This is a genomic window from Pseudomonas fuscovaginae SE-1, from assembly GCF_000364705.1.
In the GTDB taxonomy this organism is placed as follows: Bacteria; Pseudomonadota; Gammaproteobacteria; order Pseudomonadales; family Pseudomonadaceae; genus Aquipseudomonas; species Aquipseudomonas fuscovaginae_A.
The window spans coordinates 1-10,842 of record NZ_AQOH01000128.1; the positions used below are offsets into that span (position 1 = coordinate 1).

Consider the following 10,842-nt stretch of genomic DNA (forward strand, 5'->3'; position numbering starts at 1 on the left):
CCAGCGGATGCCGTTCGGGGACGAACAGGCAGAGCCGGTCGACCATCACCACCTCGAAGTCCAGGCCATGGCTGAGCCGCGCCCGTACGCCGAGACCGAAATCCACCTCGTTGTCCCGCACCAGGGTATCGATGCGCTGGGCGACCACGTCGCGCAGGCGCACTTCAATGCCCGGATAGGCTTCGCGAAAGGCCCGCAGCACCGGGGGCAGGGCACCGGAGCAGATCGACGGCAGGGCGGCGATGGTCACCACCCCGCGTTGCAGGTTGGCCAGGTCGCGGGAGCCGCTGACGATGTTGTCCAGGTCCAGCAGCAGCTTTTCCATGGGGCCGCGGGCCTGCTGCCCGGCGCCGGTCAGGCTGACCTGGCGCGGGCTGCGCTCGAGCAGCGCGAGGCCGAGCCAGTCTTCCAGTTGCTGCACTTGCACGGTCAGGGCCGAGGGTGACAGGTGCAACTCATCCGCCGCCCGGGTGAAGCTGCCGGTGCGGGCAACGGTGAGGAAGGCGCGGATATGCTGGATGGCGTTCTTCATTCTGTTTTTCCGAATGCAAGGCGGTGAACATTCCAATTTACAAAGCTTACCCGCATTCCAATACTCCAGGGAAAACAATAACCGTCCGCTCTCGGGTTGCTGACCTGACGAGGCGGCTCACTGGAGTCTTCCCATGCTTGCCACGCTGGGTGTCGTCACCATTCTCTGTCTGCTCGCGGCTGTCATGAGCAAGCGTCTCTCGCCCCTGGTCGCCCTGATCGCCCTGCCGATCATCGCCGCGTTGCTCGGCGGCTTCGGTCTGCAGACCAGCGCCTTCATCATCACCGGTATCAAGAACGTCGCCCCGGTGGTGGGGATGTTCGTCTTCGCCATCCTGTTCTTCGGCGTGATGACCGATGCCGGCATGCTCGACCCGATCATCGACCGTATCCTGCGCACCGTCGGCACCCGGCCCAGCCGGATCGTCGTCGGTACCGCCCTGCTGGCGCTGCTGGTGCACCTGGACGGTTCCGGCGCGGTGACCTTCCTGGTCACGGTACCGGCGATGCTGCCGCTGTACACCCGCCTGGGCATCGATCGGCGGATCCTGGCCTGTGTCGCGGCGATGGCCGCCGGGGTCAATTTCCTGCCGTGGACCGGGCCGGTGCTGCGCTCGTCGGCGGCCTTGCACGTACCGGTGGCGGACCTGTTCCAGCCGCTGATCCCGGTGCAGATCGTCGGCCTGCTGTTCGTATTCGCCAGCGCCTGGTGGTTGGGCCGGCGCGAGGAGCGCCGTCTGGGCCTCGGTGCCGGTGCCGCCGTGGGTAGCGCGCCGACCCGGGTGATCAGCGCCGATGAAGAACGCCTGCGCCGTCCGCGGCTGTTCTGGGCCAACCTGCTGCTGACCGTATTGGTGATGGTGGTGATGATCGCCGGCTGGGTCGACCCGGTGGTGATGTTCATGCTCGGCACCGTGGTCGCCCTTTGCCTGAACTACCCGAATGTCGATGCCCAGCGCGAGCGGATCGACGCCCACGCCAGGACGGCGCTGACCATGGCCAGTATCCTCCTGGCGGCCGGGGTGTTCACTGGCATCATGCAGGGCACCGGCATGCTCAAGGCCATGGCCGAGGTGGCGGTGGCGCAGATTCCGGCCGGGCACGGCAAGCTGATCCCGACGGTGGTCGGGCTGCTGTCGATGCCGCTGAGCCTGCTGTTCGACCCGGATTCGTTCTACTTCGGCGTGATGCCGGTGATCGCCGAGGTCGGCAAGGCCCTGGGCGTCGAACCGCTGCGAGTGGCCCAGGCCTCCTTGCTCGGGGTGCACACCACCGGCTTCCCGGTCAGCCCGCTGACCCCGGCGACCTTCCTGCTGGTGGGTCTGTGCAAGATCGAACTGGCCGATCACCAGCGTTTCACCATTCCATTCCTGTTTGCCGCCTCGGTGCTGATGACCCTGACGGCGTTGCTTCTGGGCGTCTTTTGAAATGAAGGGCTTTGCAATGAAAACCTTGCGTATCGGTTCCGGTGCCGGTTACTCCGGCGACCGCATCGAGCCGGCCGTGGAACTGGCGGCCCAGGGCGAGCTGGACTACCTGGTGTTCGAGTGCCTGGCCGAGCGCACCATTGCGCTGGCCCAGCAGGCGCGGCTGAGCGACCCCGAGGCCGGCTACGATCCGTTGTTGCGCGAGCGCATGCAGCGGGTGCTGCCGTATGTGGCCGGCAATGCGCGGCGGCTGCGGGTCATCACCAACATGGGCGCGGCCAACCCGCTGGCGGCGGCCCGGGAAGTTCGGCGGATCGCCGTCGAACTGGGCCTGTCGGGCCTGAAGGTGGCAGCGGTCACCGGCGACGATGTGCTGGCGGTGCTGCAGGCCGAGCCCGAGCGGTTGCTCGACAACGGCCGGCAGGTGGCACAACTGGGTGAGCGGCTGGTGTCGGCCAATGCCTATATGGGCGCCGAAGGCATCGTCCAGGCGCTGGTGGCGGATGCCGATGTAGTGATCACCGGCCGCGTCGCCGACCCGTCGCTGTTCCTGGCCCCGCAGGTGTTCGAGTTCGGCTGGGCGGCGGACGATTGGCGGCGCCTCGGGCGCGGCACGCTGATCGGTCACCTGCTCGAATGCGCCGGGCAGATCACCGGCGGCTACTTTGCCGACCCGGGAGTGAAGGACGTGCCGGATCTCGCCTGTCTGGGCTTTCCGCTGGCCGAGGTCGACGCGCAGGGCGAGGCGATCATCACCAAGGTCGCCGGCAGCGGCGGGCGGGTGGACCGGGCGACCTGCGCCGAGCAACTGATCTATGAAGTGCATGACCCGGCGGCCTATCTGACCCCGGATGTCACCGCCGATTTTTCCCAGGTGAGTTTTGTCGAGCAGGGCCCGGACCGGGTACAGGTGCAGGGTGCCAGCGGGTTGCCGCGTCCGCAGTCGCTGAAGGTCTCGGTCGGCTATCTGGACGGCTGGATCGGCGAGGGGCAGATGTCTTACGGCGGCCCCGGGGCCCTGGCCCGGGCGCGACTGGCGCGCGAAGTGGTGCTGGAGCGCTTGCGGATCACCGGGGTCGAGATGGACGAGGTGCGGGCCGAACTGATGGGCGTCGACTCGCTGCATGGCGAACGGTTGGGTGAGCGCGCGGCGGGTGAGCCGTGGGAGGTCCGTCTGCGCGTGGCCGCCCGTTGTGCCCGGCGGGACGATGCGGTGCGTGTCGGCAATGAAGTGGAAACCCTGTACACCAACGGCCCGTCGGGTGGCGGTGGTGCCAGCAAGAGCGTGCGGCAGGTGGTGGCGGTCGCCTCGTTGCTGTTGCCGCGCGAACGCCTGGTTGCCCGGGTGCATCTGGAGGATCGGCAATGAGTGGCTTGAATTTGCGGGTCCTGGCCCATTCGCGCACGGGTGACAAGGGCGACACCTCGAACATCTCGGTGATCGCCTATCGCGCCGAGGACTATCCGCGGCTGCGCCAGTGGCTGACCGCGGAGCGGGTCGCGGCCTGGTTCGCCGAGCTGCGCGACCCGGATGCCGCACCGGTGCGGCGCTACGAGTTGCCCGGCGTGCAGGCGCTGAACTTCGTGCTGCCGGGCATTCTGCGTGGCGGCGTGACCCGCTCCTTGGCGCTGGACGCCCATGGCAAGAGCCTGGGCTCGGCGCTGCTGGACATGCCGCTGGAGGAGTAGGGTCAGCGCGGCCCGAGGAGCCGCTCGGCGATCATCTCGCCGATCGGCATCGCCGAGGTGGCGGCCGGTGAGGGCGCGTTGCAGACGTGGACCATGCGCGCGGTTTCGGCGAACAGGAAATCATGCACCAGGCTGCCATCGCGCATGACCGCCTGGGCGCGGATGCCGGCCTCGCAGGGCAGCAGGTCTTCGACCTCCAGCGACGGGCAGTACTTGCGACACAGCTCCAGGTAGCCGCGCTTGCTCAGGGAGTTCTTCAACTCCCGGGTGCCGGAGCGCCAGTTCTGCCCGATGGTTTTCCAGAAACCGGGGAAGCGCGCGTATTGCGCGACATCCCGCCAGTTGACCGAGAACTTGCGGTAGTTCTCCCGGCCCAGTCCCAGCACCGCGTTCGGGCCGACGGTGACGCTGCCGTCGATCATGCGGGTCAGGTGCACGCCGAGGAATGGCAGCTCGGGGTCGGGGATCGGGTAGATCAGGTGGTTGACGATATCGTTTTTCGACGCCGACAGGCGGAAGTACTCGCCGCGAAACGGAACGATCTGGTGGTCGATGGGCACGCCGGCCAGGGTCGCCAGGCGATCGGATTGCAGGCCGGCGCAGGCCACCAGTCGACGGGCCTGCCAGACGCCCGCTTCGGTGCTGACGGTGACGCTGTCGGTGTTCTCCCGGATGGCGGTGACGGTCTGCTCCAGGCGGATTTCGCCGCCGTTGGCGCTGATCACCCGGGCCATCGCCTCGCAGACCTGGCGGTAGTCGACGATCCCCGTGGCATCGAGAAACAGCGCGCCGAGGCCGACGATGTTCGGTTCGCGGCGACGCAGCTCATCGGCATCCAGGCGTTCGACCTTCAGGCCGTTGAGCTGCGAGCGCTCGTACAGCGCGTTCATCCGCTGCATCTCCAGCGCGGTGGAGGCCACCAGCATCTTGCCGCAGACCTCGTAGGCAATGCCGTGTTCACGACAGAAGTCCTTGGTGGCCTGGGCGCCGCGCTTGCACAGGTAGGCCTTGAGGCTGCCCGGCGCGTAGTAGATCCCGGCATGGATGACGCCGCTGTTGTGCCCGGTCTGGTGGCGGGCGAGGCTGGCCTCTTTCTCCAGGATAACCAGACTGGCGCCGGGTTGGCGCTCGAGCAGTGCCATGGCGGTGGCGAGGCCGACGATACCGCCGCCGATGATGCAGAAGTCGTGGATCATGGTTTGGGTTTTCCCTGGCGCGTGTGTGTCCGGTCGGCAGGTTGCCAGAGAAAAGCCGGTTGTGGGAAATCCTGCGGATGGGGGCAAGGCTCAGTGCCGTCTTCGCAGGCAAGGCTGACTCAACCCCATGGGGGAGGATGTCAGCCCAAGTGATCAGCGCAGGCCCAGGCGCTCGGCCGCACGGGCGGTGATTTCGCCGCGCGCACGACGTGACTCCACCACCCGCTGCCGGGCGGCATCGAGCACCGCCTGAGGCGCGGTGTCCGGGCTGCCGGCGTTGAACGGTGGCGCAGGGGCGTATTCCAGTTGTAACTGGATCACCTGGGCCTCGTCGGCGCCGACCAGTTCGCTGGCCAGGGTCAGGGCGAAGTCGATCCCGGCAGTGATGCCGCCGCCGGTCAGCAGGTTGCCGTCGCGTACCACGCGATCGTTCACGGCGATCGCCCCGAGGGTGCTCAGCATGTCGTGGTAGGCCCAGTGGGTGGTGGCCTTGCGGCCGCGCAGCAGACCGGCGGCGCCCAGCACCAGCGAGCCGGTGCAGACCGAGGTGACATAGCGTGCCTGCGCCGCCTGTTCCCCGAGGAAACCCAGGGTTTCGAGATCTTCCATCAGTGCTCCAACCCCCGCGCCTCCGGGAACGCAGATCACATCCAGCGGCGGGCAGTCGTCGAAGCGGGTGGTCGGGGTGAAGACCAGGCCGGTGCTCGACTTCACCGGCTCCAGGTCTTTCCAGACCAGGTGCAGCTTGACCCCTGGCAGCGAGGCGAAGACGTCATAGGGGCCGGTCAGGTCCAGTTGCTGGACGTTGGGGAACAGCAGAAAACCGATGTGCAGCGTCATGGGCTTAAGCTCCTTGCAGGGCAATGGGCGTAGCGGAGCGCTCGTGGGAGATGGCTCCGCTGTCTGTAGACGCTTTCACTCTAGTTTCGTAGGATCTGGCGAGTACGCCAGACAGCCCACCTTTTACGCCAATCGCCATGAATACGCCCCGTCGCATCGAGATCCTGGCTTTTCCCAACGTGCAATTGCTCGACGTCACCGGGCCGCTGCAGGTCTTCGCCTCGGCCAATGACCTGGCCCGTTCCCAGGGCCTGCCGCCGCCCTATGCGCCCCGGGTGATCGCCGACCAGGCGGGGCCGGTGATGAGTTCGGCCGGCCTGGCCCTGGTGTCCGAGCCGTTGCCCGCGCCGGGAACGCCCTGCGACAGCCTGATCGTCGCCGGCGGCTGGGGCACCTATGCGGCCAGCGAGGACGAGCAACTGGTGGCCTGGGTCCGCCAGCAGGCGGCCTGCGCGCGGCGGGTGGCATCGGTGTGCACCGGCGCGTTCCTGTTGGCGGCCAGCGGTTGGCTGGACGGGCGGCGAGTGGCGACCCACTGGACCCGCTGTGAGCAGTTGGCCGAGCGTTATCCGCAATTGCAGGTCGAACCCAATCCGATTTTCATCAATGACGGGCCGGTCTGGACCTCGGCGGGCGTGACCGCCGGCATCGACCTGTCCCTGGCGCTGGTGGAGCAGGACCTCGGCCGGCCGATGGCCCTGGAGGTCGCCCGGCACCTGGTGGTGTTTCTTAAGCGCCCGGGCGGGCAATCGCAGTTCAGCGCCACGCTGTCGCTGCAAAAGAGTACCAGCCGTTTCGGCGATCTGCATGCGTGGATTGCCGAGCACCTGGCGCTGGATCTGTCGATCCCGGTGCTGGCGCAACAGGCGGGGATGAGTGAGCGCAGTTTTGTTCGCCACTATCGGGCGCAGACCGGTCAGACACCGGCCCGTGCGGTCGAGCATATCCGGGTGGAAAGTGCCCGTCGGCTGCTCAGCGATACCGCCACGCCGATCAAGCGGATTGCCGCCCGTTGCGGGTTCGGCAGCGAGGAGACCCTGCGCCGCAGTTTCCTGCGCGCCGTGGGCGTGACGCCCCAGGCCTATCGCGAGCGATTTTCGCTACGCCCGCAACCGGCCTGATGACCGCTGCCGCGCACAACGCGGCAGCGGTCAGGGCCTTCAGGTGTTTGCCCATGGCTCGAGAGCCATGTGGATCAGAGGGAACGGACGCCCTTGGCCGTCGGTCTCCGAGCGCCCGATATCGCGAAAGCCATAGTGTCGGTAGAAACCATGGGCCGCGGGGTTCTGCTCGTTGACGTCGACGCTCAGCGGGCCGCAACGCTGGCGCACGAAATCGAGCAGGCGGGTGCCGGTACCCTGGCCACGCCGGTCGGGTTCGATGAACAGCATTTCGACCTTGTCGCCGTCGATGCCGATAAAACCGGCCAGGCTGCGGTCGGGGCTTTCTTCGACCCAGATTTGCACGGCCGGCAAGTACAGGTCGCGCACTTGCGGATACAACGCCTGTATATCGCTGTCGTCGAGAAAAGTGTGGGTGGCTCGCACTGAACGCAACCAGAGTTCGCTCAGGGCAAGGTTGTCGGAAGGGACTCTTTGTCGAATAGTCATGGTCTTTCAATCGAAAACAGGGGACTGATAGTCGCTGCGCCTGCAAGGGCTGGCATCGACTGGCCGAGTTGGCGCCTCAGGGCCGGACGTCTCGCGAATCAACGCCTGAACGACACGGCAACAGGGTTGGCCGGATTGAAGGAGGGCGCATTTCAGCAATTTTTCGTGCCCAGGGCAAGTGCTGACGAGAACGCTGCGCTTCAAGGCGTTACTTGTAAAGTAGCGGGCAAATGTTAAAAAGTTTATAGATTGTAAAAGTTTGTATGGCGATATTTTAAATGATCGATTTATTTGCAGGGGAACTGGAGTTTATTCGCAATGGCGCGCTTATAATGCGCACACTTTATATATCTACAGATTGTCATTCATGGAATGTTCGCCATTGAGCAAAGTCTTGCTTGTCGAAGATGACCTCAAGCTTGCCGCGCTGGTCGCGCAGTTTCTTTCCCAGCACGGTTTCGAGGTGCATACGGTCAATCGCGGCGATGTGGCCCTGGCGGCTTTCCAGGAGTTGCAGCCGCGGATCGTCGTGCTCGACCTGATGCTGCCGGGGCAGAGTGGCCTGCAGGTCTGTCGCGATATCCGCACGATCGCCGACACGCCGATCGTGATCCTGACGGCCCGGGAAGATGACCTCGATCATATCCTCGGCCTGGAGTCCGGTGCCGACGACTATGTGATCAAACCGATCAAGCCGCCGGTGCTGCTGGCCCGACTGCGTGCCCTGCTGCGGCGCCAGGTGCCGGACCCGCTGGCGCGCGGCACGCTGCAGTTCGGCCGCCTGAGTATCGATCGCAACTGCCGCGAGGTGCGCCTGGCGGACGAGGTGATCGAGCTGACCACCATGGAGTTCGAACTGCTCTGGCTGCTGGCCAATGCCGCGGGGGAAACGCTGTCGCGTGACGACATCCTCAACCGGCTACGCGGCATCGCCTTCGACGGCCTGAACCGCAGCGTCGATGTCTACGTCAGCAAGCTGCGCGGCAAGTTGCATGACAATCCCCGCGAGCCGGTGTGCATCAAGACCGTCTGGGGCAAGGGTTACCTGCTCAATCCGTTTGGCTGGGAGCTGTAGATGCTGCGTCTGTTTCTGCGTCTTTACTTCCTGTTGGCTCTGGGCTTCGGCGCTGCCATCTATGCCGTCGACTACATGTTCACCGAACTGCTGGATGGCCCGACCGAGGCGCTCAACCGCGAGTCGGTGCGTGGCCAGGCCTATGCTCTGGTCAAGGACCTGCGCCCGTTGGATCGGGCCGGTCGGGAGCGGCAACTGCTGGAGTGGAAGCCGCACTATGGTTTGACCCTGAGCCTGGTGCAGACCGATACGCTGAATCTCAGCCCTCGGGAACAGGCGCTGCTGGCCTCCAATCAACTGGTGGTGCGTGATGAGTTCACCGAGTTCATCTCGCGGATCGACGACGGTCCGCAACTGCTGATGATCAATTTGCCGCCCGAACCCAGCCTGACGGTGCCGTACACCATCGCGGCCTACATCCTGCTCGGCCTGATGGTGGGCATCACGCTGTTCTTCTGGGTCCGTCCGCACTGGCGCGACCTGGAGCGCTTGCGCCTGGCCGCGCAGCGCTTCGGCAACAACGACCTGGGCGCCCGGCTTCACCTGCCACGGCGTTCGAACATCTTTGAGCTGGCCGAGCATTTCAACCAGATGGCGGCGCGCATCGAGGGCTTGATCGCCAACCAGCGTGAGTTGACCAATGCGGTGTCCCACGAGCTGCGCACACCGATCGCGCGGTTGTCGTTCGAGCTGGACCAGTTGCGCCAGCATGTCGACCCGCAATTCAGCGGCGAATTGATCGGCGACATGTATGCCGACCTTGGCGAGCTGGAAGACATGGTCTCGGAGCTGCTGACCTACGCCAGCCTGGAGCACGGCGCGGGGGAGAGCCGGCGGCAGCTCATCCAGGCTCAGAGCTGGCTCGACAGCGTGGTGGCCAGCGTGGCCCTGGAGGCGGAGGCCGCGGGTGTGCAACTGACGATCCTGGCCTGTGAAGTCGAAACCGTGTGCATCGAGCCACGCTTCATGGCCCGGGCGGTGATCAATCTGCTGCGCAATGCGATCCGCTATGCGCAGGGGCGGGTGCAGGTGTCGCTGACGCGCCTGGGCGACGATTACCAGGTGATGGTTTGTGACGATGGTCCCGGTGTACCGCCGGAGGGGCGTCTGAAGATCTTCGAACCGTTCCTGCGCCTGGATGCCAGCCGTGATCGTCGCACCGGGGGCTTCGGCCTCGGGCTGGCGCTGGTGCGGCGGGTTTCCCAGTGGCACGGCGGGCATGTCGAGGTCCGGGATTCGCAGTGGGGCGGCGCGTCGTTCCGCATGACCTGGGCCCATGCCGAAGCCTCTTCATGACACCGCCAGGCGTATGGGGCGCCCACGGGGTCGCGGGCGCCTGCACGGTTTCGCAGCAGGTTAGAAGATCAGGCTGGAGGGCGTCGCCCCGGCGCGCTTGAAACGATAGCCCAGCGCGGTGATGCCCAGCACCTGGCGGCTGATCGTGTCACCCAGGCCGAGCCCGTTGCCGGCGATGATCGCATGGGCATTGTCGACCGGCAGGAGGATGAATTCCGTCAACTCCTCTTCCTCGATTCGCCCACGAATCAGCAGGAACCCCTCCTCGATGCGGATGCTCACGCCACTCAAGGCGGTCTGGGGTTCGTCGGAATTGATCACCTGGTAGTCACCGACGGTCTTCAGCCAGCCCCTGGGCAGCGGCACCGGTTCGATCCGTTCGCCCAGCGGCACCCGTTGCCCGTGGCTGCGGGCGATGAGGATCTGCTGGCCTTGTACCGTGGTCAGGTCCAGTTGCAGCCGGCCCAGCTCGCCGAGGTCCACCGGCCAGAAGCCCAGGCGCTTTTGCTCGGCACGCAGCCAGCCCTGTTCATCACGCAGCAGTTCGAAGCGTTCGCCGCCCAGGTCGGCATAGAGGCGCTGGTTCTCGTCGCGAATGCGCAGCACGCCGGCATAGGTGGCGTAGAACCCGGCCAGGCGTTGTCGGTCGAGGGCATTGGGCACGCTGCGGTGGCTGTCGATGACGTCTGCGTTTTCTTCGCAGTCTTCGGTGCAGGCGGCGTCTCCGGCGCTGGCCTGGAGCATCATGCGCAGCGAGCGGGTGGTCAGCGAGGCGACCAGGTCGGCGCTGGTGTCGGAGTTGGCCATGATGATCACTGCCAGCTTCTGGTCCGGCAGCAGGCTGATCTGCGAGACGAAGTCGTCACTGGCACCGCTGTGCTGGAAGGTTCGTATCCCCGGGCTGATCATCTCGTCGCCGCACGGCGCGAGGAACCAGCCCAGGCCCATCGGGCAGTCGAAGTCCAGCACGTTGCCACGGTTCTGCTGGCGGAACATTTCCCGCACCGATTGCGCCGCCATGATCCGCCGGCCCTTGTAGGTGCCCTCGGCGAACAGCATCTGCACATAGTGGCTCAGGTCCCGCGGACTGCTCCACAGGCCTCCGGCGGACAGGTCGCGAACCGCGCTGTCGGGTTGCGGCGAGCCGTTCCGGTAGCCCTGGGCGCGAAACGGCAGGA

At 65.9% G+C, this 10,842-nt stretch carries 11 protein-coding genes; 6 read left to right on the forward strand and 5 right to left on the reverse strand.

Going from position 1 to position 10,842, the window contains the following annotated elements; genetic code table 11:
- A partial coding sequence (locus tag K675_RS0113365) for a LysR family transcriptional regulator (protein WP_017904020.1) occupies window positions 1-532 on the reverse strand: 532 nt, incomplete at its 3' end.
- Between the two features lie 133 nt (window positions 533-665).
- Between K675_RS0113365 and K675_RS0113370 the strand changes: the two genes are divergently transcribed.
- From K675_RS0113370 to K675_RS0113380, 3 genes are read left to right on the forward strand one after another with little or no spacing between them, the layout of a single operon-like run.
- Complete coding sequence (locus K675_RS0113370; protein WP_017904021.1) at window positions 666-1,958, forward strand: CitMHS family transporter; 1,293 nt, start codon at window positions 666-668, stop codon at window positions 1,956-1,958.
- A gap of 16 nt (window positions 1,959-1,974) precedes the next feature.
- Window positions 1,975-3,327 (forward strand): acyclic terpene utilization AtuA family protein, encoded by a 1,353-nt coding sequence (locus tag K675_RS0113375; RefSeq protein ID WP_017904022.1) that lies wholly within the window; start codon window positions 1,975-1,977, stop codon window positions 3,325-3,327.
- Window positions 3,328-3,332: 5 nt separating this feature from the next.
- On the forward strand, window positions 3,333-3,647 hold the full coding sequence (locus tag K675_RS0113380) for an AtuA-related protein (protein ID WP_026145161.1): 315 nt from the start codon (window positions 3,333-3,335) through the stop codon (window positions 3,645-3,647).
- Window positions 3,648-3,649: 2 nt separating this feature from the next.
- Here K675_RS0113380 and lhgO read toward each other — a convergent pair whose 3' ends face one another.
- Both lhgO and inhA read right to left on the reverse strand, forming a co-directional pair.
- Window positions 3,650-4,843, reverse strand: coding sequence for an L-2-hydroxyglutarate oxidase (gene lhgO / locus K675_RS0113385; RefSeq protein ID WP_017904024.1), 1,194 nt, complete (start codon window positions 4,841-4,843; stop codon window positions 3,650-3,652).
- Window positions 4,844-4,996: 153 nt separating this feature from the next.
- Window positions 4,997-5,683, reverse strand: coding sequence for an isonitrile hydratase (inhA, locus tag K675_RS0113390; RefSeq protein WP_017904025.1), 687 nt, complete (start codon window positions 5,681-5,683; stop codon window positions 4,997-4,999).
- Between the two features lie 137 nt (window positions 5,684-5,820).
- Between inhA and K675_RS0113395 the strand changes: the two genes are divergently transcribed.
- Window positions 5,821-6,804, forward strand: a complete 984-nt coding sequence (locus tag K675_RS0113395; RefSeq protein ID WP_017904026.1) for a GlxA family transcriptional regulator — start codon at window positions 5,821-5,823, stop codon at window positions 6,802-6,804.
- A gap of 39 nt (window positions 6,805-6,843) precedes the next feature.
- Here K675_RS0113395 and K675_RS0113400 read toward each other — a convergent pair whose 3' ends face one another.
- Entirely contained in the window at window positions 6,844-7,293 is a 450-nt protein-coding gene (locus K675_RS0113400; RefSeq protein WP_026145162.1) for a GNAT family N-acetyltransferase, read from the reverse strand.
- Window positions 7,294-7,660: 367 nt separating this feature from the next.
- Between K675_RS0113400 and K675_RS0113405 the strand changes: the two genes are divergently transcribed.
- A complete protein-coding gene (locus K675_RS0113405; protein WP_026145163.1) occupies window positions 7,661-8,368 on the forward strand; it encodes a response regulator in 708 nt (235 codons plus the stop codon).
- Window positions 8,369-9,664 carry an ATP-binding protein gene (locus K675_RS0113410; RefSeq protein WP_017904029.1) on the forward strand — a complete coding sequence of 432 codons (1,296 nt, stop codon included), beginning with the start codon at window positions 8,369-8,371 and terminating at the stop codon, window positions 9,662-9,664.
- A 60-nt stretch (window positions 9,665-9,724) separates the two neighbouring features.
- On the opposite strand, the gene K675_RS0113415 is transcribed toward K675_RS0113410, so the two are convergent.
- Window positions 9,725-10,842, reverse strand: a 1,118-nt coding sequence (locus tag K675_RS0113415) for a serine hydrolase domain-containing protein (protein WP_017904030.1), incomplete at its 5' end; no start/stop codon positions are given.

Bases quoted from the DNA above. Each gene is read 5' to 3' on its own strand.
- K675_RS0113370 (WP_017904021.1), top strand. From the start codon at position 666: ATGCTTGCCACGCTGGGTGTCGTCACCATTCTCTGTCTGCTCGCGGCT.
- K675_RS0113375 (WP_017904022.1), top strand. From the start codon at position 1,975: ATGAAAACCTTGCGTATCGGTTCCGGTGCCGGTTACTCCGGCGACCGC.
- lhgO (WP_017904024.1), bottom strand. From the start codon at position 4,843: ATGATCCACGACTTCTGCATCATCGGCGGCGGTATCGTCGGCCTCGCC.
- inhA (WP_017904025.1), bottom strand. From the start codon at position 5,683: ATGACGCTGCACATCGGTTTTCTGCTGTTCCCCAACGTCCAGCAACTG.
- K675_RS0113395 (WP_017904026.1), top strand. From the start codon at position 5,821: ATGAATACGCCCCGTCGCATCGAGATCCTGGCTTTTCCCAACGTGCAA.
- K675_RS0113400 (WP_026145162.1), bottom strand. From the start codon at position 7,293: ATGACTATTCGACAAAGAGTCCCTTCCGACAACCTTGCCCTGAGCGAA.
- K675_RS0113405 (WP_026145163.1), top strand. From the start codon at position 7,661: ATGGAATGTTCGCCATTGAGCAAAGTCTTGCTTGTCGAAGATGACCTC.
- K675_RS0113410 (WP_017904029.1), top strand. From the start codon at position 8,369: ATGCTGCGTCTGTTTCTGCGTCTTTACTTCCTGTTGGCTCTGGGCTTC.